This is a genomic window from Sulfolobus sp. A20, from assembly GCF_001719125.1.
GTDB lineage: Archaea > Thermoproteota > Thermoprotei_A > Sulfolobales > Sulfolobaceae > Saccharolobus.
Genome location: NZ_CP017006.1, coordinates 1,240,776 through 1,264,840 on the forward strand (window position 1 = coordinate 1,240,776; position 24,065 = coordinate 1,264,840).

27 protein-coding genes and 1 pseudogene are annotated in these 24,065 nt (G+C 33.7%); 15 read left to right on the top strand and 13 right to left on the bottom strand.

Annotated features, from left to right (window positions below):
• The first annotated feature begins 34 nt into the window (after positions 1 to 34).
• Positions 35 to 442: an STK_08120 family protein gene (locus BFU36_RS06770; protein ID WP_069282840.1), complete on the top strand. Its 408-nt coding sequence runs from the start codon at positions 35 to 37 to the stop codon at positions 440 to 442.
• A gap of 149 nt (positions 443 to 591) precedes the next feature.
• On the opposite strand, the gene BFU36_RS06775 is transcribed toward BFU36_RS06770, so the two are convergent.
• Positions 592 to 1,110: a hypothetical protein gene (locus tag BFU36_RS06775; protein WP_069282841.1), complete on the bottom strand. Its 519-nt coding sequence runs from the start codon at positions 1,108 to 1,110 to the stop codon at positions 592 to 594.
• 57 nt (positions 1,111 to 1,167) lie between these two features.
• Here BFU36_RS06775 and BFU36_RS06780 point away from each other — a divergent pair, with 57 nt between their 5' ends.
• On the top strand, positions 1,168 to 1,386 hold the full coding sequence (locus BFU36_RS06780; protein ID WP_069282842.1) for a hypothetical protein: 219 nt from the start codon (positions 1,168 to 1,170) through the stop codon (positions 1,384 to 1,386).
• Between the two features lie 346 nt (positions 1,387 to 1,732).
• Positions 1,733 to 2,692: an alpha/beta hydrolase family protein gene (locus BFU36_RS06785; RefSeq protein ID WP_069282843.1), complete on the top strand. Its 960-nt coding sequence runs from the start codon at positions 1,733 to 1,735 to the stop codon at positions 2,690 to 2,692.
• Here the strand turns inward: BFU36_RS06785 and BFU36_RS06790 are convergent.
• Entirely contained in the window at positions 2,684 to 3,595 is a 912-nt protein-coding gene (locus BFU36_RS06790) for an NAD(P)-dependent oxidoreductase (protein ID WP_069282844.1), read from the bottom strand. The genes BFU36_RS06785 and BFU36_RS06790 overlap by 9 nt on opposite strands.
• Before the next feature lie 515 nt (positions 3,596 to 4,110).
• On the opposite strand from BFU36_RS06790, the gene BFU36_RS06795 reads away from it, so the two are divergent.
• Both BFU36_RS06795 and BFU36_RS06800 read left to right on the top strand, forming a co-directional pair.
• The gene (locus BFU36_RS06795; RefSeq protein ID WP_069282845.1) at positions 4,111 to 5,202 is read left to right on the top strand and encodes an S-methyl-5-thioribose-1-phosphate isomerase; all 1,092 of its coding nucleotides are present in this window, start codon (positions 4,111 to 4,113) and stop codon (positions 5,200 to 5,202) included.
• A 5-nt stretch (positions 5,203 to 5,207) separates the two neighbouring features.
• Positions 5,208 to 6,224 carry a stage II sporulation protein M gene (locus BFU36_RS06800; RefSeq protein ID WP_231961273.1) on the top strand — a complete coding sequence of 339 codons (1,017 nt, stop codon included), beginning with the start codon at positions 5,208 to 5,210 and terminating at the stop codon, positions 6,222 to 6,224.
• Here the strand turns inward: BFU36_RS06800 and BFU36_RS06805 are convergent.
• Together BFU36_RS06805 and BFU36_RS13815 are read right to left on the bottom strand one after the other, a co-directional pair.
• Positions 6,214 to 6,621, bottom strand: coding sequence for a hypothetical protein (locus BFU36_RS06805; protein WP_069282847.1), 408 nt, complete (start codon positions 6,619 to 6,621; stop codon positions 6,214 to 6,216). The genes BFU36_RS06800 and BFU36_RS06805 overlap by 11 nt on opposite strands.
• Positions 6,622 to 6,739: 118 nt before the next feature.
• Complete coding sequence (locus BFU36_RS13815) at positions 6,740 to 6,904, bottom strand: hypothetical protein (RefSeq protein ID WP_156770062.1); 165 nt, start codon at positions 6,902 to 6,904, stop codon at positions 6,740 to 6,742.
• Between BFU36_RS13815 and BFU36_RS14215 the strand changes: the two genes are divergently transcribed.
• Positions 6,831 to 7,031, top strand: coding sequence for a hypothetical protein (locus tag BFU36_RS14215; RefSeq protein ID WP_231961292.1), 201 nt, complete (start codon positions 6,831 to 6,833; stop codon positions 7,029 to 7,031). The two genes, BFU36_RS13815 and BFU36_RS14215, sit on opposite strands and share 74 nt — an antisense overlap.
• Here BFU36_RS14215 and BFU36_RS06810 read toward each other — a convergent pair.
• The 3 genes from BFU36_RS06810 to BFU36_RS06820 all read right to left on the bottom strand — a co-directional run bounded on the left by BFU36_RS06810 (position 6,963) and on the right by BFU36_RS06820 (position 10,650).
• Positions 6,963 to 7,565 (bottom strand): DUF1404 domain-containing protein, encoded by a 603-nt coding sequence (locus tag BFU36_RS06810; RefSeq protein ID WP_069282848.1) that lies wholly within the window; start codon positions 7,563 to 7,565, stop codon positions 6,963 to 6,965. The two genes, BFU36_RS14215 and BFU36_RS06810, sit on opposite strands and share 69 nt — an antisense overlap.
• 12 nt (positions 7,566 to 7,577) lie before the next feature.
• Positions 7,578 to 9,935, bottom strand: coding sequence for a cbb3-type cytochrome c oxidase subunit I (locus BFU36_RS06815; RefSeq protein ID WP_069282849.1), 2,358 nt, complete (start codon positions 9,933 to 9,935; stop codon positions 7,578 to 7,580).
• Positions 9,936 to 10,062: 127 nt separating this feature from the next.
• Positions 10,063 to 10,650, bottom strand: a complete 588-nt coding sequence (locus tag BFU36_RS06820; protein WP_069282850.1) for a sulfocyanin — start codon at positions 10,648 to 10,650, stop codon at positions 10,063 to 10,065.
• A 1,037-nt stretch (positions 10,651 to 11,687) separates the two neighbouring features.
• Here BFU36_RS06820 and BFU36_RS06825 point away from each other — a divergent pair.
• The 8 genes and pseudogenes from BFU36_RS06825 (at position 11,688) to BFU36_RS06860 (ending at position 17,748) form a co-directional block, all read left to right on the top strand.
• A pseudogene (locus BFU36_RS06825) lies at positions 11,688 to 12,448 on the top strand (Rieske 2Fe-2S domain-containing protein).
• A 1-nt stretch (position 12,449) separates the two neighbouring features.
• Complete coding sequence (locus BFU36_RS06830) at positions 12,450 to 13,973, top strand: cytochrome bc complex cytochrome b subunit (RefSeq protein WP_069282852.1); 1,524 nt, start codon at positions 12,450 to 12,452, stop codon at positions 13,971 to 13,973.
• Positions 13,960 to 14,400, top strand: a complete 441-nt coding sequence (locus BFU36_RS06835) for a cytochrome c oxidase subunit II (protein ID WP_069282854.1) — start codon at positions 13,960 to 13,962, stop codon at positions 14,398 to 14,400. The genes BFU36_RS06830 and BFU36_RS06835 overlap by 14 nt, the downstream gene beginning before the upstream one ends.
• A gap of 1 nt (position 14,401) precedes the next feature.
• Positions 14,402 to 14,854: a quinol oxidase subunit 2 gene (locus tag BFU36_RS06840; RefSeq protein ID WP_069282856.1), complete on the top strand. Its 453-nt coding sequence runs from the start codon at positions 14,402 to 14,404 to the stop codon at positions 14,852 to 14,854.
• Positions 14,855 to 15,051: 197 nt separating this feature from the next.
• The gene (locus tag BFU36_RS06845) at positions 15,052 to 15,489 is read left to right on the top strand and encodes a hypothetical protein (protein ID WP_069284645.1); all 438 of its coding nucleotides are present in this window, start codon (positions 15,052 to 15,054) and stop codon (positions 15,487 to 15,489) included.
• Between the two features lie 82 nt (positions 15,490 to 15,571).
• Positions 15,572 to 16,258: a hypothetical protein gene (locus BFU36_RS06850; RefSeq protein ID WP_069284646.1), complete on the top strand. Its 687-nt coding sequence runs from the start codon at positions 15,572 to 15,574 to the stop codon at positions 16,256 to 16,258.
• Positions 16,259 to 16,307: 49 nt separating this feature from the next.
• Positions 16,308 to 17,096, top strand: a complete 789-nt coding sequence (locus BFU36_RS06855; RefSeq protein WP_069282857.1) for a DUF929 domain-containing protein — start codon at positions 16,308 to 16,310, stop codon at positions 17,094 to 17,096.
• Between the two features lie 73 nt (positions 17,097 to 17,169).
• Entirely contained in the window at positions 17,170 to 17,748 is a 579-nt protein-coding gene (locus BFU36_RS06860) for a class I SAM-dependent methyltransferase (protein WP_231961276.1), read from the top strand.
• Here BFU36_RS06860 and BFU36_RS06865 read toward each other — a convergent pair.
• The gene (locus BFU36_RS06865) at positions 17,725 to 17,958 is read right to left on the bottom strand and encodes a hypothetical protein (protein ID WP_069282860.1); all 234 of its coding nucleotides are present in this window, start codon (positions 17,956 to 17,958) and stop codon (positions 17,725 to 17,727) included. The two genes, BFU36_RS06860 and BFU36_RS06865, sit on opposite strands and share 24 nt — an antisense overlap.
• A gap of 65 nt (positions 17,959 to 18,023) precedes the next feature.
• Between BFU36_RS06865 and BFU36_RS06870 the strand changes: the two genes are divergently transcribed.
• On the top strand, positions 18,024 to 19,832 hold the full coding sequence (locus tag BFU36_RS06870) for a cation:proton antiporter (protein ID WP_069282862.1): 1,809 nt from the start codon (positions 18,024 to 18,026) through the stop codon (positions 19,830 to 19,832).
• Position 19,833: 1 nt separating this feature from the next.
• Here the strand turns inward: BFU36_RS06870 and BFU36_RS06875 are convergent, their stop codons facing one another.
• The 5 genes from BFU36_RS06875 to BFU36_RS06895 form a co-directional block, all read right to left on the bottom strand.
• Entirely contained in the window at positions 19,834 to 20,994 is a 1,161-nt protein-coding gene (locus BFU36_RS06875; RefSeq protein WP_069282863.1) for an MFS transporter, read from the bottom strand.
• Between the two features lie 504 nt (positions 20,995 to 21,498).
• A complete protein-coding gene (locus tag BFU36_RS06880; RefSeq protein WP_069282864.1) occupies positions 21,499 to 21,876 on the bottom strand; it encodes a hypothetical protein in 378 nt (125 codons plus the stop codon).
• Complete coding sequence (locus BFU36_RS06885) at positions 21,873 to 22,490, bottom strand: hypothetical protein (protein ID WP_231961277.1); 618 nt, start codon at positions 22,488 to 22,490, stop codon at positions 21,873 to 21,875. The genes BFU36_RS06880 and BFU36_RS06885 overlap by 4 nt, the downstream gene beginning before the upstream one ends.
• Positions 22,487 to 23,365, bottom strand: coding sequence for an ABC transporter ATP-binding protein (locus BFU36_RS06890; RefSeq protein ID WP_069282869.1), 879 nt, complete (start codon positions 23,363 to 23,365; stop codon positions 22,487 to 22,489). The genes BFU36_RS06885 and BFU36_RS06890 overlap by 4 nt, the downstream gene beginning before the upstream one ends.
• Before the next feature lie 90 nt (positions 23,366 to 23,455).
• Positions 23,456 to 24,046: a hypothetical protein gene (locus tag BFU36_RS06895; protein WP_069282871.1), complete on the bottom strand. Its 591-nt coding sequence runs from the start codon at positions 24,044 to 24,046 to the stop codon at positions 23,456 to 23,458.
• Between the last annotated feature and the right edge of the window lie 19 nt (positions 24,047 to 24,065).

Consider the following 24,065-nt stretch of genomic DNA (forward strand, 5'->3'; position numbering starts at 1 on the left):
TAATATTTTAAAAAAGGGGAAGATAGGATAGGCTATGGAATTAGAGAAGGAGATTAAAGTAAACCATGAGATTACCTCGCTCTTTAAGATACTTTCAGATCCTTGTTTCATTATACCCAAAATTTTCCCTTCTATCAAACATATAGAGTGTAAAGGGGACGAGTTCAAAGGAAATGGAAACCTTTCTATCTTGGGCGAATATGATTTCAGAGGGAGAGTTTACGTCGGTGATTCGAGGATTAAGTACATTTATAATACGACTAAAGGAAATGGAACTCTAGAGATAGAGAAAGTGAATGTAGGCATAATTAAACTGAAACTTGAACATGATAATGGTTTAAGCTCTTATTTTATAAGATTCTTATTTTCGTCTAACCTAAGGAAGATGGAAAAAGAATTAGATGAAGAGATAAGAATAGAAAGAATCAGAAGAAAAATATAATTCTTTGTATATATTTTAATGAAAATCCTTATCTTAAAGTTATTAAGCTAATTCGTTAGCAATGAAAAAATTTTACGACAAATTTTGTATGCATATTTATATTCGAAGTATCATGTGCCACAACATATAATGGACGGAAAGAATAGGGCTTATCCATATGATGCCCTAATGCCGACTTGAGGTTTACAAGCTTCTTTAGCTAATTCTTCCGGTGAATCGAAATACTTTGGTTTAATGACCTTCCTTTGATCTATGTACTCTGGAAAGGCTCTTGCTATTACGTCAGACGATAATCCAGTGTGATTTAACACAAGTAAGGGCTTTCCCATTGCGTAAGCCATGAATATTTCTATCATTGTTCCTACTTCACCACCTAGAGAGACTAAAACATCAGATGATCTTACCAACATCACAGATCTGCATCTAAATTCACAGCCCGTATTAACTCTTATTACATTTACTGGTAAATCTATATCTTCCCTCTCTATCGGTAAGAACACTATCACCTCTAATCCCCTTTTAGAGGCTTCGTCTACTACTGTCTTCATTAATCCCCAATACCCTCCAACCAAGATCGTGGGTCTACAATCTAGTGAATTTATAAAACGGGCTACTTTCTCTTCCATATCCTTAGAAGAGGAGCTATGAACAGCTATTCCGATCTGCATAACAAAATGTGATTATGTGATAAGTCTTAAAAATTATTCTTCAAGTATTTTTATATCATGAACTACTCTAGATTTTGGAGAAAATTCAGAAAGTGGGCTTTGGTGACCGAGGAGGAAGAGATACCATATAAGTTAAGGACAGTTGTGAGAATCATCAAGGATAATCCAGATATTAGTTTAGTTAAACTTGCTGGTTTTTTAGACACAGATGCGTTATACTTAGCAAGGTTTCTTTATAGCAATAGTATTGAAAAAGTAAGGGTTATTAAAGAGTAGTCAATCTGACCTCATTCCCGCCCTAAAGGGCGAGGTTTGTCGTTCTTCTTATCAAATTTTTAGGATTTAATATCTTGTAGAACACATTCCTCTACTAATAAGACCTTCTACGAGAGCTTAACTCTTGAAGAAGAGATCTTATCGCATTACCTCCAAATGACTTTCCATTATTCTACTCTCTAGACTGAGTATTGGACATGACGTGCTTATCCATTTGGCGTTTTGTAAATTGAGGGAAAAATATTGAGGAATAAAATCATTATATTCGTATACAGGTTAGAGAAAGATATGGTTAATAAATACTCATACCAATATGAATAAAAACAATGAGTTATAATCATCTATTGTGAAAGTTGATATACTAGAATTTGAAAGTAATGTGCTTAAGGACAATCCTTTGAATGATCCTTATAAGAGAAAAATAGGTTTATTATACTCTGATCAATTTGAAGGAAGACCTATAGTTATTTATTTAAGTGGATACTTTTCTTCATCTCTAACGCAACTGAATTATCAGCCCTTAGGGGAAGACATGAGAAGTAGATTAGAGAGGTTGAAGAGAGAGGGTAAGATAAATAACGTAATAGTTGTTTTGCCAGACATGTTCACTAGGTTAGGTGGAAATCAATACATTAATTCTACTGCAGTAGGAATGTATGAAGACTTCCTTATCAAAGAGCTAATACCATATTTAAAAGATAAATTTAAGAGTGATCTTATAGGCGTTTTTGGACATTCCTCTGGAGGTTATGGGGCATTAGTTTTAGGTATGAAATATCCTAATGTCATAAGAGCTATAGCAGACCACGCTGGTGATGCCTACTTTGAATACGTTTACTTACCCACTTTTCCAAGGGCAATAGAGCAATTGAGAAAATTCGGAAGCGTAAAGGAATGGATAGATAGTTATTGGAGAAGAGAGAATAAACATCACAGAGATGATCTGAATACGTTAAACGTGATTGGTATGTCAGCCTTTTATTCTCCCAAGGGAGAAGAGATAGAATTACCGTTTGATATAGAAACTGGGGAAATAATATATGATGTATGGAAAAGGTGGTTAGAGAAAGATCCTGTGAGACTGGTTGATAGCTATAAAGATAATTTATCTCAGTTAAAATTGATCTTCATAGATGTTGGGAAAAGGGATGAGTACAACATTCAGTATGGGAGTAGGATTTTACATAAGAAATTAGAAAAATACGGGATAAAGCATTATTATGAGGAATTTAATGATGGACATAACGGCATATCTTATCGCTATGATATATCCATTAGTCTAATAGAGAAATCCCTTTTAGAGTAGATTATAGTATTTAGCCATTTCCTTAAATGTTTCAACTCTAACGTCATCAGGTTCGTAGTTTAGCTCCCTTTTGGCTTTCTCATACGAGTAGACCAACTGATTTGAAAGCACGTCGTATAACATGGTTATGACTTGATGAGAGTTCTTAAACGGCTCTATTAGCTTAAGGTTAAGGGGAAACCAAAATCTAATATTTCTATTTAACGCTCTAGAAGCGTCTAAAAATAGACTAGTTAGACTTGCGGGTTCTCTATCTGTTATGTAAAAGTGTCCGTTCTTCTTATAGCCACAAGCTAGTTCTATAGCCTTAGATGTATTTCTCGTGGAGACTGCACTAAATTGATTATCATTCTTTACACCTATATCGTGGGATACTAGCCACATGAACGTTCTCCACATCATTATTCTACTGTAAGGACCATAAATTATTGGAAACCTTAGAATAGTGTAATTTGGGAGTGTTGATATAACCTTTTCGCCTTCGCACTTAGTTATACCATGAAGTGTATTCGGCTCTAATCCCTCACAAATATTAGTTTCCTCCTTAATCGGCCTTTCTTTACTTTTTATGTTTTCCGAGACCCCTATACTACTGATGTAAACGAACTTCCCTGAGTTCACTGAAGAAAACTTCTTTCCTATCTCATATGGTAACTTAACTTGCAAATACTCAAAATCGTTAGGATTTTTATTCCACATAGCCCCGATGAAGTAGACTAAACAGTCAACATCCTTTAAGTGCTCATCATAAGAGAAAGTAATCTCAGCTCCTGCTTCTTTCAGATCTTGTGCGTACTTATTCATCGTTCTAGCGTAGACCAAGACATAATGTCCCTTAGTTAATGCATACCTCGCAAAATTACTTCCTACAAACCCTGTTCCACCTAATGTTAGGATTCTCACATATATACATTTCTTATAGGAGTTAAAGAGTTTAAAAAAGAGAAGTTTAATATGAAGACCAATAAAAAACTACTTGATAACGAGAACGGCAAACCTCGCCTTTTAAGATGGGGGAGGAGGTCAGAATGCTTTAAGGGAGTCAAGCTTTTAAAACCATCTCTCTATCCTCTGACTCCAGCCGTAAATAGCTAGGTTTTCCTCACTTTGTAAGTTATTCTTCAGCTCACAAAATGGGGGAAAAGCCTCTGGGGTGACAAAGGTCTTAAAGTTATTTATGTTGTCTCTAGTTTCCCATCAGTATAGCAAATGAAAGAAGTTACTTATAGATATTTTCGTTATGTTAGTTATGGTTATTAGAATGATAGGGACATTATTGTAATAATGAATTTGTATGGTTCTCTAATCCTCTCAATACATGAGAGATCGAATTCCAAATCGATGAGGAGAACCTCTAAGGGGAAGAAGCCAGTTAAGGGGATTTAAACTTAATACCTTCTGATAAAAATCTTAATAGCATGAAGTTAAGTGTAAAAGAGATAAAAGAAATATTTAAACCTAAATTATTACCCATAATTTGGAAAAACGATACTTTAACAATTCTCGACCAGTCACTTTTACCTTTCCAGCAAGTTTACGTGGACTTAAAGGATGTTGATAGTGTAGCAAGGGCTATTAAAACTATGCAAGTTAGAGGAGCTCCGGCAATAGGTATAACTGCAGGATATGGTATGGTAATATCATTATTGAATAAAAAACCGTCAAATTTAGATGAAGCTATAAAAGAATTGACTAATGCGAAGGCTATACTAGATTCATCAAGACCTACGGCAGTTAACTTAGTTTGGGCTACCTCGAGGATGTTGAATACAGCTAAGAAGTTAATCGAGGATGGTAGTGTTAAGAACGTTAATGAATTAATAGATGAGTTGAAGAAGGAAGCTAATAAAATATTCAATGAGGAATACGAGGCTGAAATACAAATGGGGCTTTATGGTTTAGAAAAGATTAGTGATGGGGACACTATATTAACCCAATGTAACGCTGGAGGTTTAGCAACTGGAACTGGATTAGGAACAGCCTTAGCTCCAGTAAAACTTGCTAATGCATTAGGTCTTAAGGTATCAGTAATAGCTCCCGAGACAAGACCATGGCTGCAAGGAAGCAGACTGACAGTCTATGAATTAATGGCTGAAAACATCAAGGTTACTCTAATTACTGACACTGCTGTAGGACTAGTTATGTATAAGGGTATGGTGAACAGCGTAATGGTAGGGGCTGATAGAATATTAAGAGATGGGCACGTCTTTAATAAGATAGGCACTTTTAAAGAGGCTGTCATAGCACACGAGCTTGGTATTCCATTTTACGTATTAGCGCCAATATCTACCTTTGATTTAAAAAATAGTGTAGACGATATAAAAATTGAAGAGAGGGATCCCAATGAAGTGAGGACTGTTAGGGGTATTCCAATAGCACCTGAGAACGTTGAAGTTTACAATCCAGTGTTTGATGCCACCCCACCAAAATATATTACAGCAATAATAACTGAAAAAGGAATTATTTATCCACCTTTCATCGTGAATATTAAGAGGGTTGTTGAGAAGTAAATATTGTGAAAAGTAATTTAAATGTTAAAGTAGAATTTAACCTCATGAGAGAATTAACAAAAATCATTTTAATAATCTTTGTCTTTGAAGTAGCTATTTTCTTTATAGCTTCAGCGATACCGATTAACAATTCTAGCTTAGTATCACAATTTAACTCTACAGAAAGTCAGATTTTAAATTACACATATTTTCAAAAAGTCTTCACGATATTTACGCATAATTTAACTGTAGCAGCAATGGAATTAATACCTGCAGTGGGGTTAATAGTTTTAGGAATCAGTATTTACTCCACGGGGGCAGTCTTAAGTGCCTTTTCCTCTTCATTAAATGTTTCGGGTCTCCTAGCAGCTTTAAGTTTAATGACTTTACCACACTCATGGTTAGAATTACCCTCATATGCAATTGCAGCTGGTAGTGGATTATACATCATAATAAAACCGAGAGAATGGTTTAGAGGAGTATTAACTATGACTATGGTTCCCATTGAACTATTCTTAGCCGCCCTAGTAGAGTCAGGGGAATTTTACACTAATCCTTACTTGTTATGGTTATACTCAATACCTGCCTTCGTATTCCTTTATTTCTACTATCAGACTATGCAGAGGATATCAGACAATTTAGTAAGGAATAAACAAGGAACTATTAATACAGTTGCCAGCCAACAACAATCTCAAATTCCAACCACTCCCGTAGTTGACTATTTAACTAAATATACTCAAGCTTGGAACACTGGAAGTTACTATGAGTCTCAAGGTAATCTATTAGAGGCAATGAGATACTATTGGGAAGGGTTATTTTATCTCTTAACCGCTACTGGGATGAAACTTGGAATGCCTAGCCTATCTAAAGAGGATTATGATAACATAGTTAGAGCAGTTTCGTATAAAGTAGGTAATCCTCAATTATATGAAATATATAATCAAGCATTCAAAATTAGAGTAGAAAACAAGGTGGATGATTTTCCTACGTTTAAAAATTACGTTTCAGAAATAATTAGATTCCTTCACATGATTACTCAATAACGTTCTGAGAAATTACGATTATGCCCAACTTATTAGCTAAATCGTAGTATTTTTTAGGAATTGTGAAGGCTACTAAGTACATTGATACATCCTTACCGAATTTCTTCTTAAGAAATTTCTCCCTCACTAACATCTGTTCTATGCTAGAATAATCAGCGTAATTTTTAGATACGAATAAGTAAATCTTTCCATCATCTTCATAATACATTATTGGAAATATGTAGCCTATACGCAATACGTCTACATCGTCTACAAAGTATTCCCTTTTTATTTTACCTAATTTAACCCCTTTGCTTTCCAGCTGTGGCTTAAACATGTTAATTACTAAATATTCTAACTCCTCTTCCTTTCTAGCCATATCTTTTAAGAACTTTAGCACTTCATTTTCCAAATCCATGAAATATTATTTTGTATTCCCCCTTATTAAATATACTTTTGCTACATACAAATGTGGGCATTTTACCACAGACACATATAAATTTATATATCATCTTTTTAACTAAAAATAAACATATTTAGCTTATGAAACAAGCTTTATTACTTCCATTAAGCGCTTTGATGTCCTTAGACATTTTAACCACTGTCATTGGATTATCTAAAGGATTAATGGAAAGTAACCCCTTAATTAACGCCCTATACTCAACCCTACCCCTTCCCCTATTTATAATAGCTTTCCTCATAATTAAGGTGGGTGTAATAGGTGTAATATATTTTCTTTATAAATACACAAAATTAGATTTAGTACTCATATTTGGGATAGGGATTTCTCTCATAGTTTTTATCAACAACATCTCCCTCTTGGCTTAACATTTTATTCACATAACTTAATAATATATACACTGCTATTAAATTCATCATTAGAAACATAATTATACCAAGGTACTTCAGTTCAGTTGAACTATATATATGAGTATATACTGATGGGTTTATCATTAACATTGAAGATAGAATAGTATCTCCAGCCATCCACATGGCTAAAAGTAGTATTTTATAATTCTTACCTAAATCGTTAAGAGAATATCCAACCATGTAACCGCCTAAGAATAGAGTTACTTCCTCTATCATTCTTATCCATAAAAATATAGCTCCTAAATTAAAAAACAGAGGATAATGCCATAGAACAGCTATAAAAATACCCAGAGATAATGAAATTTCCGTTCGTATTAGCTTTTTCTTAAACACGAAATAAGAGAGAAGAAGACCAGAGCCGAAAAGGGAATAATGGGCTAACATATAAGGTATGGGATTAACGTACATAAGGGATTCTGTAAATGGATTAACAGTTAGAATAATTAAGAGAAGAGCTAAGAGAAGAACAAAAAAATTAGTCTTATTTTTCAAAAAATCAACACCTTATACGAATAAATGGAGATAGAAAGTGCTGAATACTACTACCCATATTGCATCTACGAAGTGCCAGTAGTATGTAGCTGCTACTGATCCAGAGTACGGTATAACACCCTTTTGTGTTCTTAGGAGTACGAAAGCCCATATAGTTAATCCCATAATTACGTGAAATCCATGCAGACTCACTGTCGAGAAGAAGAAAGCTGTGAAAGCTGATTGCTGAGGAGTGAAGTGTATAACATGAGTAAACTCATATAGCTGCCCCATTAGGAACGTGAATCCCATGGCTGCTGTTAATATACCTAAACTCTTAAACATCTTCATATTACCTTTCTTAAAGAATTCATATGCCAAGTGAGCTGGTACGGAGCTTGATAACAATATTATAGTCATTATCGTAGGTAACGGGAAGTATTCTACGCGTAAAGGCGGTACATTTGCATAAGCTATTGGATTGGTAACTGGACTAGCTACAAACATATAACCTCCTATAAATGAACCGAATAAGAATATCTCAGCCAAGATAAACCATAAGACAGCTGTCCTAGTGTCCCTCATTGTAGTAATTCCTAAGGTTGACAATCCATTCACAGCATTACTTATTGACGGAGATCCACCATCCAGATACATAGAAGGCGGAATTGTCTTAAACCATTGATCATAAGCCCAGTATATCCCCATACCCATGAATGCTGCAATGAACACTAAACCCACTGGTATTATACCAATTAGAATGAATGTAAATCCAATGGGTATGAAGGAGAGCATTATGCCTAGAAGACTATAGTAAGGAATCTTGATTCCATGGTATTCCTCATCATGTGCTCCATCCAAAGATTTCCCAAAACTTAATGGTAGTTTTACTGGCTTAATGTAGAAATCATTTAACCCTATTGCCATAGCATTCCAAGGATCTATTCCAATTACATTTTTACCTCTAATCCAAGAATAAACTAATTCTACGAAAGCTGTTACTAGCCCTATACCCATTAATACCGTTCCAACATCAGCTAGTTGTTGGAATGGAATATATATGCTAGCAGGGACTTCAGCGTACCTCCTCGGCATTCCTAAAACTCCATCAATAGTCATTCCAGTAGCGATCAAGAATGTCCCAGCTACTATTAAAACAGTTGCAGATTTCATAACGTCATCGTTGTACCATTTGCCGCTCCAGTATGGGAAGTAATAAATTAGTCCTGCTAACAATGCAACTAATATCGCATATACCATATAGTGGAAATGACCTACTACAAGATAAGTTCCATTAAATGCGTAATCTAGTGGTACTAATGGGAAGAATACTCCAGTAATTCCTCCTACTAAGAATAACGCAATAAACGATATAACTAAAATGGTAGGAGCTTTATACCTTATTTCCCCGCCGTAAAGAGTTGCAGTCCAGTTAAATACCTTCACTCCAGAGGGAACAGCTATAGCCATTGTAGTAGCTGATGATACTACTTGTGCAACCGTATTATCTATAGCAGTGAACATGTGATGCATCCAAACTCCTAAGGCGCTTAAGAACGCAATTGCCATTGAAGATAATGCTAAAGCCTTATAACCGTATATGGGCCTTCCCACCATTCTAGGTAATACTTCACCTATTAGCCCCATTGCAGGTAACATTAGTATGTAAACTTCGGGATGTCCGAAAAACCAGAATAGGTTCTGCCACAATACTGGGCTTCCTCCTAAATTAGGATCGAAGAAGGGAGTATTCCATAATCTTTCTAAGAAGGCGAAGACTAGACCAGCAGTTAAGGGAGGCATGGCTATTACTAACAATATGGAAGTTGCAAAGAATGACCACGTAAATAAAGACATTTTAAAATATGGGATTTTCTTAAGTTTTGTTATAGTCATTAGAAAGTTAACTCCAGTTAAAGTTGACGAAATACCTGATAGAATTAGTGCTGTTTCTACTAAGTTAACTCCCAGGCCATAGTTTACAGAAGTTTCCACGGACAAAGGAGCATACATATACCATCCGGTGTTTACGGGACCGAACCATGGAGATATCATACCTAAGATTACAGCCGGTACTAAAATCCAGAAGGATAAAGCATTTATTCTAGGCCAATACAGATCATGTGCACCTATCATCCTAGGTATTAAGTAGTTAGCAAAACCTACCGATATTGGCATTACCATGAAGAATATCATGTAAATTCCGTGAAGTGTAACAGCGTTATAATACTCAGTTGCACTTAGTGATTGAAACGTCAGCTGATACCTTATTAATGCGGCATTAATTGAGCCGAATATTAGTGAAATTACTCCTAAAACTATATACATTTGTCCAATATCACTTGCACTTGTAGTGAATAATGCTACTTTAATCACTCTTTTTAGGTTCATCTCATATACATCTTTATATTTAATATTTTTAAATCTTTCTATTAAAAGGCAATAAGTATAAATAAATTAGAGTTATTTAGCTTATTAAATAAAAAAAGGTGTCTTTTTATCACGTTTATAGGTACTATTAAGTTACATAGGGCGTAGTCACGTTAGAAGATACGACTACAACAGCCCACATTCCACTTTCTGCATGACCCAATATGCCACAAACTAACATATAGGTTCCGGCATTTAATGGACCCCATAATCCAGAAACGGATTGACCACTTGATATACCAGTGGATTGATAATTACTCGTTGTCGCTCCCACAATGTATAATATTTTGCCGAATTGAGCTACATCAGCATTGTTAGGAGTTGCAGTGTTGTTTTCCAGTAGGATCAAGTTATGTGGTAAAGATTGATAATTGATGTAAGTTACGTAAACTGACCAACCAGCTGGGATGTAAATCACTAATTGTCCGTTAGAAGTACCATTGAAGTTAAATGCAGGACCACTAGTTAGGACGGCTATGGTTAAGAAAACCGTCTTATTCGAAGAATCATACTTTAAAGGTAATTGACTCGAAGTACTAGTTGTTGTAGTAGACGCGGTAGAAACAGGCTTAGAAAGTAGTTGGTATTCGTAATATGCGTATACTGATGCTCCTACAGCAATTATAGCTACTAGTATACCTACGATTACTGGCAAAAATGAAGACTGTGCTTTCATGTGTTTAACTACTCTACTTTTGTTTATAAATTTATTAGTGAATGAAGGGAACGATTCGAACTAAAAAATAATTTATATAGTTATGTTAAAAATGTGTAAGAGAATGTAGCTGACATAGGAAGGACAAGCCTCGCCCTTCAAGGCGGGGAGGAGGTCAGTACAAGTGTGTTGTGGTTATGTTTTAAAATACTTGATGCAATTTTCCATTATTCTATACAACGAATTAAAGAGGAATGAAGTATTACTTATTACAAAGTGAGGAAAGCCTCGGTCTTCAAGACTGGAGTGTGGACAACAGTTTTATCTACCTACGTAAAATTTTATTCTCACTTATGCTAATAGATTTCGAGTAAATTGTGGAAGAATGTTTTCAGCTATCTCATCTTGTGAGTTCCATGTGAAGTCTATGCTAACTAATTTTAAACTTTATAATAACTAATCTCTTGCCAAAACGTTTGTATTAAACCAAGAGAAGGCTTTGTAGACTGATTCTTTGTCATGTATAAATAAAATCTTATACCTCCATTAATTTAATATTACGTAAACGTGGAATTTAGTTAAGCATGAAGAAAACCTAGACTAGTAATGTGCTAATAGCAATTGCCATTAACCTTCCAAACGAATAAACGATCCCATAACATCAACCTTATATTCAATGTTAGCTAACTTGTGAAAAGCAAGGTAGTGTGAGGTAAAAGCCAACTTTACAACCCAGTAGGTTAAGGCTAACGAAATCTCGACCAAGAAATGAAACGTTGGTTTAACACTTTAAAGAAGATAACTTGGGCGAGGAAACTGACCTTATTCTCATCCAAATAAATAACCTCATTCAAAAACTTTTCGGAAATAAAGAAAATTCGATCTACGCCAAAATAACAAAATTGTTGTTCAAACATTTCTCCGTTTATGAAAGTGGAATTTTTAGGTTAATTTTGATTGATAATTAGGCATGATGGCTAACATTTGAATTATTGAATAAATGCTTTAGTTAGATATGTTCATCTTAAAACTTAAATATCTCGTAAATTTATATTAAACTGATGAATAGGAGAACATTCTTAAGACTTTATTTAGTAGTTGGAGCTGCTGTGGCGATAGCACCACTGATAAAGCCATTAGCTGACTATGTGGGATACTTCTATAATGAGTTAGGTTCAATTTCGAAACAGTATCTAGTTGCTAATAATACTGATGGAATAGGAGGATTTCCTAAATATAAAATTACAAATATCAGTACTTTTCAACAACAAGTGAAGAACTCTAGCTGTCCGGTTTTCTTCTTCGCATATCCGTTAACTAACGAGCCTTGTTTCTTAATAGATTTAGAGGCTATTTTAGGCGAGCCAGTCCCAGAAATAGAAAATCCATATTACGGTCAATATGCTGGTCCATTAGGACAAATGAAAACTATACAAGGAGTAGGTCCAAATAATTCCATATATGCATTTTCTGATGTATGTGTTCACCTGGGTTGTCAGTTACCTGCTCAAGTATTGGTAACTTCTTCAAATGACCCCCGGCTTAGATATAGAGAATTCAATTTTACACTGTCCATGCCATGGTTCAATGTACTTACTGAAGAGTGGCGGTATTGTAGTAGGCGGTCCTGCTCCCAGACCTCTACCGATGGTAATACTGGAATACGACGAGAATACTGGTGACATCTATGCCGTGGGTACTAACGCCCCCTATTTCAGTGCTTCAATACCTAGGGTAAACCCCCTCGGACAACTTACTTTACGACCCGAGATACAGTTACAGTACTCCTAATAATCCCTCTTGTAGTAAGGGTGGTTAGGATGGTAGAGAAAGAGGAAAAGGGTTTGTTTGATAGGTTTATGAAATGGTTGGATGATAGATTAGGTATATATGGGCATACGTTAAGACCAGCTCCAAGATATGCTTATTCAATCGATTACTGGCTTGGAGGTTTAGTGTTATCTGCATTTATATTCGAAGTACTTACGGGGGCGATGATAGCCATATACTATACTCCAAGTGATCCTTATACGTCAACTACCTACTTAATAAGTAAAGTGCCTTATGGTGCGTTACTATTTAGTTTGCATAGTTGGGGAGCTTACGTCATGATATTTTTAATGCTAGTTCATATGACCAGAAACTTCTTGGTAGGAGCTTATAGACCTCCTAGAGAGATAATGTGGATTGTTGGGTCAATATTGGCTGGTTTAACCTTAACTGAAGCATATTTAGGCTATTCATTACCTTATAACTTAATTTCATGGGTAGCAACTACTACTGGTTTAAACTTATTCTCTTACATGCCATTTAATTTAGGCTATCTAATATCATTAGCAACTGTAGTTAATCCGAACCAGCCTGGTATTATGTCTGGGGTAGACCCTCTAGTCCAGAGGTTCTTCGTTTTCCATTGGATTGTAGGAGGACTGATAATGCTCTTCATCGGCTTGCATCTTTACATATTCGAGAAGCATGGGATAACTCCTCCAATTTCTGAAGTCAGACCAGGTGATCCAGAGCTAATTGATGAGTATCAAGATAAAATAAGGTCAAATCCAAGATGGGAAATACAACCACTTATTAGGTCAATAGGTATGGTAGTGATGATATTTCTATTAACATTTGGACTAATCTTCTTCATAGCCTCTATAATACCATTTAATATAACAATAAGCGGTGGAACTCCAAAGTATATAATGCCACCCTTCAACCCAGTTGAGGCTGCTCAAACTCCACCAGTCCCAGATTGGTATTTCCTATTCATTTACTTCTTCTACAAGTCTGTTAGCCCAACTAATGCGTCGTTAATATTCTTAGGCTGGGTGATTATCACTGTACTATTCCCGTTCATAGAAGAGTATATATTTAGGCATAAAGCCCCTCATCCAGCATTAAGACCTGCTGCCATTGCTATCGGTACTGGGTTTATCATAAGTTTTATCGTAAATAGTGTATGGGCTGGTTTAACTCCAGGTAGGGATATAGGACCTATCGGAGTCGAAGTGGATGGTGCAATATTCCTAATATGTTTTGCAGTAATATGGCCTTTACTGAGATATGTAGCACAGCCTAGGGTTCTAGCAAGGATGCAGAGTTCTCCATTAACTGATGGTGGAGTTATAGTCGAGGATAAAAGAAGGCTAGTACTGAATGGGCTCACAGTTTTAGGTATAGATTTAGGGATATTGGCTGGTTTAATATACTCACTTTACGAGGTTTATGTTCTATCATCTAATCCCATAGTTAATCAGTTCTTAATAGGTCAATTTTTAGGTTTTTCACTGGTATTATTTTCAATTTCAGTCTTCATAAATGTGGTGATGGGAAGTGGAAAAAGCTAGAATATTTGAACTATCAACCATAATTTTTGCAATAGTAATACTTACTGTATTAGGTGTTTTTTCTGATATATATTTAAACTCTATAAACACGGGAGCATATCTAACTACTCAGCAAAGACAGGACGCTATCCCAATAAAAGTTATCGGCATGCAATATGCGTGGGAATTCGTCTATCCTAACGGCACGGTCTCGATAGATAAACTGGTGCTTAAGGCAAACCAAACTTATTTGCTGGAGATTACGTCCAAGGACGTAATACATGCCTTCTATATTCCCCAGCTAGGATTTAAGTTTGAGGCAATACCGGGCTATGTTTATGACTTTTACATTGTGGTAAATAAGCCGGGAGTATATGATATATGGTGCGCTGAGTTCTGTGGACCAGGGCATTACTTAATGAAAGGAACACTAATAGTGGTGAGTTAAGATGAGTAAGACTAGTAAAAAATTAACTGGAAAAGATTATGCTTGGTGGGTCATATCAGTTCTAGGGTTCTTCGTGCTTTTTTTATGGATTGGAGATTTTGGTAGACTATCATACCTAACCCAAAGCCCTTTAACTAATTATGTTGAAAACTTATGGTCAGTGACTTACATAGCAGCTGGGGGAGTTTTCGCAATTTTTATGGGCAGTATAGTTTTTTTATCAGTCAGGTTTAGAGCCCCACCTGAAGCAGTGACTACTGGGGTTAGTAAGAGGGTAAGCGTAACTACATATTACTATATGACTCTATTTATAGACTTAGTAATGGGTATAGTAGTAACTTACGAAATGTTTACAATAGCATCACAGTTTACGATAGGGTTATTAGCCTCTGCTGATCTTTTCATATTCGCCTCTATAATATACCTAATATATAAGTTGTACTTTGAAGATTAAGCTAAAAGTTATTTTTGTTTTTTCTTTTATTTAATATATTTTTTTATTTAAATCGAGTTTATCAAGTTTTACCCACTCCTTTTATTGCATAAAAAGAGACTTAAATATTATATAATTAGTTACTTATACTAATTTTAATGATTAAAGAGAAAAGTTTATTAAACAATTTTTGCATACTATATTATTGAGTGAAAGGAGTGAAAAGAGAGAAAGTTGTGGTACCAATACTTATAATTTTAGTAGCCTTAATAATAGGGACCTCTGGAATACTTACAGCCAGAAATCCGTTCATATCACCTAGTGTTGTCAGCAATACTTTGGGAGGTAAGTGGTCTGTCCAAAGCTTTTACATGGGAAATAATACTGTTACCGAAACCTTATATGATTCCTCCGGTGATGTTCTAGTAATAACTGAATACAGTTTTTCTACTCCATCGCAAGCCTTGAACTTCATTTACGCAAATCAGCTAAATAATCCGCAAATGTTCGAAGGTTATTTGGTCTCATACTATTCGCATGGGTTAATTGAATCAGCTTATATTTTAGATGGTAGTCACGTATTTTACGTGAGTTACGTAGGGTCAGTGAGCACTAATTTGCCTAGTTTAGCTCAGTTGATAAATCTCATTAAATAAAAAAAGAGGAAATTTTAAATAGTTTTTTTAAGTATAGTTTCTTGTGAAGCAAACATATTTTCTTTCGATTATACCAATAGTGATGGGCTTAGTATTAGCTTACTTATTTCCTCTTGATGAAGCTTTGCCAATCACCATTTTCTGGATATTCTTAACATATCTTCTATTGAGAGTTTTCTTCAGAGGTGAAGTAAATGTAATTAATACTTATAATGGTAAGTCTAAGTGGGCTATTTTGGCCTCGTATATGAGTGTGCACTACGTTCTTTATAGTATAGCTTTAGAAACATTGTTAACGTACTTATTTAGACCAGTTATATATCCCCAAAGTTCGTTTGTAGGATTCTTTACAACACCATTTGGAGAATCGAGGAGTTTTGCGAATCTGGGCTTATCTTTAGTATTTAATCCTACGATAACAATTTTCATAAGCCCTAATTTTGCTATTGATTTGTCGTTGTATAGTATAGTATTTGGACTTTTGATATCCATACTTGTAACTTCTATTTTAATATCTATACTTTCGATAAATGGGAAACAAAAATACATTATTTTAGTTCCTCTATTAGGGCTTATTGCTGGAGCAAGTTGTTGTGTGTCGATACCGATATTGTTAGCTGAATCAGTTGAGTTAGCTAATATAGTATTTATTTCAACAACCTCTTGGCAAGCTTTATTTATAGCCTATATATCACTTCCAATAATAACAGTAATATTCTTGAAGCATTTATCCAATTCTTTAATTAGACTTAGAGCTAAAATTAATTAACTAATTTATTGGGAAAAACTTTTTATCCTACATCTCTTAAACAGTGTTAATGAAAAGAGTATATCTAGTAGTGGTTATACTAGCTCTCTTAATAGCTGGAATATTATCTTATTATTACTTCTTTGTCTTACCAAGTTCCGCCGCAATTCCTGCTGGTGTATTCATTAAAATCTCAAATGAAGATTATGCTCCCTTAGGAAAGGTTGCGATTTATGTTCAATCGTGGATAGGTTGCCCGGTGGGAGCAGCTGCCTCATGGGCTATATACTTATTACTATCGCACTATGGCAAAGTCGAGTATTATGCACATTATTCTGATCCTTATGATAAGACAGCTTCTAATATACCGGGGTTAATATTTTTAAACTTCACCCCTAACTCCTCCCTAGAGTTTCATATAGCTTATCTGTATAATGAATATCTTAACGCAACACCCAATGGCACTCCAATACCTGTAAGCCAACTTGTACAAGTTGGAGAAGAAGAATTAATGCAGGACTTCCCTGCTCAGATAGCGCAATTAATAATAAAGTACGAGACTCAAGTTCCAATTAAACAGTATGGTAAACCCTCGGCGTTATACGTTAACCCACCTCACCTAAACTTTGCAATTCTAATTACTGGACCAAACGGAACGTATATACTAACTACTCCATTAATAAGTCCAAAAGCGTTAGAGGGGTATAACATTTCTTATGTAATGTCACACTTGAATCAAATACAAGCGATAATGAACGGTTACAATGAGTTATATAATGCTGTTTACAAAGCTTCTTATGATCCAAATACCGGAGTCTCTTGCTTACTTTTGATTCTTGATATCAACAAGGTATTGTAAAGATTTTTCCTGATAATCATTAAAATTTCTTTTTATCTATAAAATTTTTTAGATTAGACTCATTTTTATAATCATGGTAGATAATAGGCCAGAACTTAATAGAATGGGATTATCACTTAGGAATATTGATTCTAGATATAAGCCAATCATGAGAATGGGAATATCGATTGATGAAATGATATACGTTGCCAGAAGGTTATATCCTATGGTAAAAGCTAGTGAGAGGATCTTAGAAGTGGGTTGTGGGAATGGATTAATAGGGGTAATTTTATCCAAGTTACTGGATCGAGAGGTGTACGTGATCGACGATTGGAATCAAGTATCTAAAGATGATGTAATGCGTAATATAAAGGAAGATAACGCTAAAGTATTACTTAATGATTTTCATGAAGGCTACGGTCTGCCTTTTGACGATCGAAGCTTTAATTTGGTCTATTCAGTAATGTTCTTATCTAATATAGGAAGAGAAGGTAGGTTAAAATTAGGAAAAGAGGTTTTAAGGGTTTTAAAAAATAATGGCTTATTTATCGTAGTAGATACGCTAGTTTTCAGGGGAAAAATTAGAAAAGATTTAGAGGGTATGTTTAAACTTAAGTGGTACGGTGAGGAAAATGGGTTCTCGTTCTTTTTATGGTCTAATAATCTTACTTAATTCCTTTTTTAACAAAATTAATGAATTTATCATGCTTTTGATTTCCTCTCTTTCTTTCTCATCATTAGCCTGAACCTTCTCCAGTGAATAAGATAATTGATCCAATAATTCCTCAACAGTGTCACATACTTCACAATCTTTACACTTCTTACACTCCTCCATTTTACTCAGAATATTCTGATACATTTTTCTTATATCATTAGGGCTCATCAAATATATAATATCGTTAGAGCAATAATTAAATTTTATAATTGCAGAGACAACACTCTTATCAGATGAATTATGCTGTAATTAGTTTTGTTTTACTATCTACTTTACTATTAGCATTCTTGCTCACTAGGCTCAAGATCTCACCTGTTATAGCTTATCTTTTAGGTGGTGTATTGGCAACTACGTATTTAGGAGTAAGTTTTAACTCCTCTTACTTCAGTATACTGAACTTTCTGGCATTAAACCTTTTAGCATTCGAAATTGGTGCCTCATTTGATATATCTAGGGCTAGAGAATTATTCAGAAAGGCATTAAGTATTTCATTAGTAGAGCTAATCTTAATAACACTACTTTCCTACTACTTTGGACTGTACTTATTACATTTAGGACCTCTATTGTCTCTATTTCTCGTTATGGCTTCGATTGATACTAGTACGTCAATATTATATAAGATAGCTGGAAACAAATTAGACAAGAACACTAAGGACTTATTGATTGCAGTAGCATCGATAGAAGATATTGAGGTATTCTTTCTATACTCTATAGCAGTAGCCGCTAATGGATCGTTTAACCCTATAAGAATTGTATCTGTAGTTGTGGAAGTTTTAGTTGCAGGATTAATAATGTATGTTTTTGCAAAGTATTTTATAGCTGGATTATCAATTTTTACGCTAAACAATGTAGAAGATGAGAGTATTTTAATACTATTTCCGGTTGCTCTAGTTTTCCTCTTTGAATACATTTCTTCTGTAACTTCTATTCCTACAACTCTTACAATGATTTTGGCTGGATTAGCTTTTTCCTCCATCAGTGAAAGTGAGAGAGTGCTAAAGCTTACCTCCCCCATTAGAGAGTTCGCTCTAATATTCTTCTTTCTATCGGTAGGTAGTTATTTAAAGGTATCGACATCAATATTAACTTTCGTAATATTTTCGGTATTGATTCTTCTTATTAAATATATTTCATTTAGTACAGCATCATGGGTCACTGGAACAACCTTCGTTAAAGCCTTCACGAACGGGCTTTATATGTTACCTATAAGTGAATTTGGAATAATAGTATCACTTGAAGCATTAAATAGAGGAATCAACGTATATGTAGTATACTATATTTCTGTTGTCGTTGTATTATTATCCTCTACCATAGGGTCAATTATAGCTACTAGGGTAAGTATTTTTGGAAGGATAGTCAGCATGATTTACTCACGTTCTTACTTCTTAAGACAGTTGGACTCTGCTATTGTCTGGCTTAATAGAAATATATCTAAGGACTTTTCTCCTCTATCAAAATCATTAATATTCAGAGGTTTCATAAAGATGTTAATATACATGACTTTGCCTTACGTACTATTTCCACTAATTGGGAGTTTGATTACGAGTATAATAGATCCAAATAGAATCTCATTATTCTCTTACTTCATTTATGCAGGTGAGATTATCATAGCCTTATTCTTATTATCGCTTTTCCTATCTGAAGGTATTCAATTATATTTAACGATAAACAATCAAATACTGGAGAAATTAGTGAAGGTGAAAAGTAAGTTATTCAAACTCTTCTGGCTTAATTTAACATCTGTCTCCTCAACATTTTACACAATTATTATTACAATTATTTACATAATATTTGAGATTATACCTTTATTATATAATCTTCCGCCAATTTTTGGCTATATTACGCTCATCGCTAGCGGATATATTGCATATAGAAGAAGGAATTTAAAAACATACTCATTTGCCTTCAGCATTTTTAGTGAAAAAAACATAAGTGATAAAGAATTAGTAAAGATAAGTAAAAAAGTCATAAAGAAAAAGATTAATAAAAATGATGAAAACAACCTAATTGGTTCATTTTTAAGAAAAATAATAAAAAAATAAATTATGGATTTATTTCCCTCAGTTTCGGATGTAATAACCATAATACAAATGAGATGAATACCCCGGATATTCCCAAAATAATGAAGTAAAGATAGTTGACTGATAATAGATATTCAAAAATATAAACTAAGGAAACTTCCAATGAACTGGTTATTAATATCTCTATGCTTAGCACACTACCTAAGAATTCATTGCCAGTGCTGGATTTAACTCCAGCCATTACGAAATTCTCTATCACACCTTGACTGAAGGAGATAAATGATAGTGATGCTAATAGAAGGTATGGCGATATCGAGGGTGATAATAAAAGTAAATAAGTCATGAAGCACGAAGTAAGGTAAATTATCATAATATTTCTTCCGTTATGAAGTTTTGTCATAACAAAAATAGATAATATGAAGATAAAATAATAAATTGCTTGGGAAAAACCATAGATCTGAGTAGTTCCTCTGAATAAAGTAATTAATAGGGGTAAAATATATGTAATGGGGTATAGAAATCCCTCAGAAATAGCGTAAGTTAGTATGACTCCTCTTACTTTTTCATCTCTTTTCATGTAATCTATACCGGTACTTAACTTAACTCTCTTACTTCCCCCTCCTATATTAAATCCTTTGAGAACTATAAGACCTAAACCAGAAACTAAACCAACTAAAATTAAGTCATATGCATTTAGGAAGTTAAATAAAATGTACCAAACAGCCCCAGATATTATTCTGGAAGACATCGAAATAACATTTACATATAAAATAGCCTTTGCCCTAGCATCGTCGGGCATTGTTGCATAATACGTTACATAACCTACGTTATTCGATATCTCAGCCACAAGGATCCTGATATAATAAACTAGAAATATTATGAGTGGAGATTTAGTTAAGAATGCTAACGCCAATACAATAGCTAAGGAAGCTGATATTCCTCGACTAATGAAAAAAAGTTTTGCTCTATTATATTTATCTGATAAAAATCCGATAAAGTATGAAATGAAAATTCTAAATAGAGGTCTTGCAATTACAGCTGAACCAAATAATAAGGGCTCTGTCTTAAATAAGAGGAAAAATAGCCAATAAGTAGTAAGTTCTGATTGAATGTACGAGAATCCTGCAAATACGCTGAACGTAGTATATTGTCTGAAGGCTTTATATTGAAAAGGAGAAGGCACAAATCTATCTATCTTAAACTATTTATAAATATTTTATATGAAAAATAGACTATTTATTTTAACCTCGATTATCCTCATTTAAACCATTCTTATTCTACTTTAGTTAATTTAAAGTCTCTATAAGGGTTCAAAAAGAGTTTATTTAACATTCCATAAAGTTTGATAGAAAGATATATGATATATAATATAAAATTTTATCAAATTTCTAACAGCTTAAATTAGTTTTAAATCAAATTATACATTTAAGTTATAGAATTATAACTAGAAAATCATTATGAAAAATTAGATGGAGTTTAAGTATTTTTCTTATATAATGTGAAGTAATCTGTAAATAGAGGCTTTCCATAATATTGTTATATAGCTATAAAAATCAAACATGTAGTTTATTATTTTATTAGTCCAATTTAAATCCTCAGCATCATAAAACCTTTCTGCGTGTTAAGTAAATTCTATATTTTTGAAATTGAATAGTATCTGCTTAGCATTGTTCTAAGTCAAACATTTCTATTGCTCTTTTTTTATTATTAATCTTGTTATTTCAATTGCAATACCCACGATGGATAATATTAATCCTACGTTCATCGCTTCATTTCCATAAAAAATCTTATATCCCTCTAGTAACATACTCGCATTTCCACTCCCTTTCAGATAAAATAGTTCTTTAACTACAATCGAATCTGAAGAGTTTAGTTTGTTGATAGACCCATTTTCATAGAATATAGTGAAATTTCCAGAATTTACCATGATCTCTGCTTTGGTATACCAAGGAGGCATGGTAAAGGTACTATTAGTATATACTGTTAAGCTCAATGGAAAAGTGATCTCTCCTAAAGTGACTATTATCAATCCTATTGATAATAAGAATAACCCTATCCTTATCATATAGACATCCTCTTAAATATGTGGTAGGAAAAATAGATTAGTAAAAAATCAACCGGTAAGAAGTAATAAAAAATATAAGCTAAACCGACAACTTCAGCCCCTAATAAGGAGAGTATTATGAAAATGCTTATGAAAAAGCTTCTGAATGGTCTCTTAATTAGTAGAGTGATAAGATATGAAAGATTACATATAAACAAATACTGGGAAATAAATTCCTCTATCCAAATCAATGGAGGTCTAAAAGAAGATAGCAGAAATGTGATTTCAGATATTGTGATGAAGAGGAGTGATATTGCTAAGACGTCTAAAGTATAAAGAATAAAAAAGACCGTTCTCTTATTTTTTATTTGAAGAAAAGTTACTATTGTGCCGTCGAATAGATCTTGTCCTAATCCTAGGCTTATATTTTTAACTGTTATAACAGATAATATTATTCCGATTGTCCATATTTCTAAACTAAGTATTTGAAACTGTTGTGAAGTGACTACATCCCTTACTTGTGGAAATAAGAAGTTATATGATGCAACTAAAGCTACACTTAATATGAATGCTAAGTCAATATAAGCTAATAGACCGTAATTGCCGTACCTATGCTTCAATACTAAAGTAGTCATTCCCAACCTATTCCACCCTGAATACTTTTATCTATAATCGAATTTCTTACATAAAGTATTTTTATACCTGCATCAGTTAATACTTTTATTATCTCAGATAGATTGCCTTTAACCTTAATCTGATTTCCTATTACTTCTATGTTAAATTTCTCGTTTAATAATTCAACTGACTTACTTACATTATCTACCACAATGTAAAATTCCTCAAGAAAGTCATTTCTTAAAAGATTATTTACTTTTCCAATAAATCTTAATACACCGTTGTTGATAGCTAGAACATGCGTAGAAAACGCAAGTATTTCTGAAGCTATGTGAGAAGATATTAATACAGTTAAACCTAATTTTTCTCTAAGACGCATGAAGGTGTTATAAACTTCATATCTTGATGTTACGTCTAGGTTTGCTGTAGGCTCATCAGCTATAATAATGTCTGGATTTTTCATTAACGCGAATATTATCTGAAGTTTCTGCCTTGTACCAGTTGACAAGTCTTTTACTTTATTTTTTATAAAATTATATAAATTGAATTGATCTAATAATTCCTTAGCGTCGCTTAAGGGATAATTGAACTCCTTACTTACCTCGTTAATAACATCATATACAGTTAAGTAGAGTGGAAGATAAGGTTTATCTAGAATAACAGATAACTTCCTATAGAGTTTATTACTAGTCCAAGGATCCTCTCCTAAAACGCTCACGTCACCAGAAGTTCTATTTATTAGACCAGAAAGTATTTTTATGAGAGTAGATTTACCAGCACCATTAGGACCTAATATTGCCGTTATACTACCTTCTTCAACATGAAATGAAAGTCCATGAAGAACTTCAAAGTCCCCATACCTCTTCACTAAATTCTTTACTTCGATAACGCTCATGCTTTAATTAATGATTAGATGAGAACGTTAAAAACTTTTCCAGAAAAGATTAGATTATATAAAAATTAGATATATATCTTAAAAATAAACTTAATTATCATATATCAGATTTATGAATAGTGAGCTTAATCTAATAAAAATTAAGATTAGGTCATCATTATTTTCATTATCGTGATGGGGTGAGATGAGTTGAAAATACAAACCGATATCATTTAAAACTTCTTGATAAGTCAAATTTTGGTATGCCTTACCTGTAACGTAAATTGTAATCTCTACTTCTTTATCGTTTATACTTACATTCGATGAGGTATGGTTCAAGTTTAGCGTAACTACATTTCCATCTTCGAAATATAAAACCACGTATAATTGTGAAAAGTTTATCTCAGGCTTTATACCAACTAAGTATAGTCCCTTATCCTTTACATGGACTTTTAACTTAGCTGTAAAGGAAAAAGAATAAAGTGTGGAAGTATTTGATGGTAAAGTATTGGTTGATGTCTGGGTGTTAGATATTTGGGCTGAATTACTACTACTAACTATTTGTACGTTAGAAACATTAATTGGGACTTGGCTAATAGGCTGATTAGGTCTATGCAATGCATAATATAATTCTATACCAAGAGCTATATTTACAATAAGAGTGACTATCACTAGGCTAGCTAATAATACTTGTCTATCCACAATATTATCTTTGCAATTT

What these genes read in the sequence shown, in the direction of transcription:
- BFU36_RS06770 (WP_069282840.1), top strand. Translation starts at nt 35, where the DNA reads ATGGAATTAGAGAAGGAGATTAAAGTAAACCATGAGATTACCTCGCTC.
- BFU36_RS06780 (WP_069282842.1), top strand. Translation starts at nt 1,168, where the DNA reads ATGAACTACTCTAGATTTTGGAGAAAATTCAGAAAGTGGGCTTTGGTG.
- BFU36_RS06850 (WP_069284646.1), top strand. Translation starts at nt 15,572, where the DNA reads ATGGGCTTAGTATTAGCTTACTTATTTCCTCTTGATGAAGCTTTGCCA.
- BFU36_RS06830 (WP_069282852.1), top strand. Translation starts at nt 12,450, where the DNA reads ATGGTAGAGAAAGAGGAAAAGGGTTTGTTTGATAGGTTTATGAAATGG.
- BFU36_RS06820 (WP_069282850.1), bottom strand. Translation starts at nt 10,650, where the DNA reads ATGAAAGCACAGTCTTCATTTTTGCCAGTAATCGTAGGTATACTAGTA.
- BFU36_RS13815 (WP_156770062.1), bottom strand. Translation starts at nt 6,904, where the DNA reads ATGAGGAAAGCTATTATAAATAGGGGAAGGGGTAGGGTTGAGTATAGG.
- BFU36_RS06880 (WP_069282864.1), bottom strand. Translation starts at nt 21,876, where the DNA reads ATGATAAGGATAGGGTTATTCTTATTATCAATAGGATTGATAATAGTC.
- BFU36_RS06815 (WP_069282849.1), bottom strand. Translation starts at nt 9,935, where the DNA reads ATGAACCTAAAAAGAGTGATTAAAGTAGCATTATTCACTACAAGTGCA.
- BFU36_RS14215 (WP_231961292.1), top strand. Translation starts at nt 6,831, where the DNA reads ATGGAAAGTAACCCCTTAATTAACGCCCTATACTCAACCCTACCCCTT.
- BFU36_RS06870 (WP_069282862.1), top strand. Translation starts at nt 18,024, where the DNA reads ATGAATTATGCTGTAATTAGTTTTGTTTTACTATCTACTTTACTATTA.
- BFU36_RS06795 (WP_069282845.1), top strand. Translation starts at nt 4,111, where the DNA reads ATGAAGTTAAGTGTAAAAGAGATAAAAGAAATATTTAAACCTAAATTA.
- BFU36_RS06775 (WP_069282841.1), bottom strand. Translation starts at nt 1,110, where the DNA reads ATGCAGATCGGAATAGCTGTTCATAGCTCCTCTTCTAAGGATATGGAA.
- BFU36_RS06885 (WP_231961277.1), bottom strand. Translation starts at nt 22,490, where the DNA reads ATGACTACTTTAGTATTGAAGCATAGGTACGGCAATTACGGTCTATTA.
- BFU36_RS06890 (WP_069282869.1), bottom strand. Translation starts at nt 23,365, where the DNA reads ATGAGCGTTATCGAAGTAAAGAATTTAGTGAAGAGGTATGGGGACTTT.
- BFU36_RS06860 (WP_231961276.1), top strand. Translation starts at nt 17,170, where the DNA reads ATGGTAGATAATAGGCCAGAACTTAATAGAATGGGATTATCACTTAGG.
- BFU36_RS06805 (WP_069282847.1), bottom strand. Translation starts at nt 6,621, where the DNA reads ATGGATTTGGAAAATGAAGTGCTAAAGTTCTTAAAAGATATGGCTAGA.
- BFU36_RS06840 (WP_069282856.1), top strand. Translation starts at nt 14,402, where the DNA reads ATGAGTAAGACTAGTAAAAAATTAACTGGAAAAGATTATGCTTGGTGG.
- BFU36_RS06855 (WP_069282857.1), top strand. Translation starts at nt 16,308, where the DNA reads ATGAAAAGAGTATATCTAGTAGTGGTTATACTAGCTCTCTTAATAGCT.
- BFU36_RS06865 (WP_069282860.1), bottom strand. Translation starts at nt 17,958, where the DNA reads ATGAGCCCTAATGATATAAGAAAAATGTATCAGAATATTCTGAGTAAA.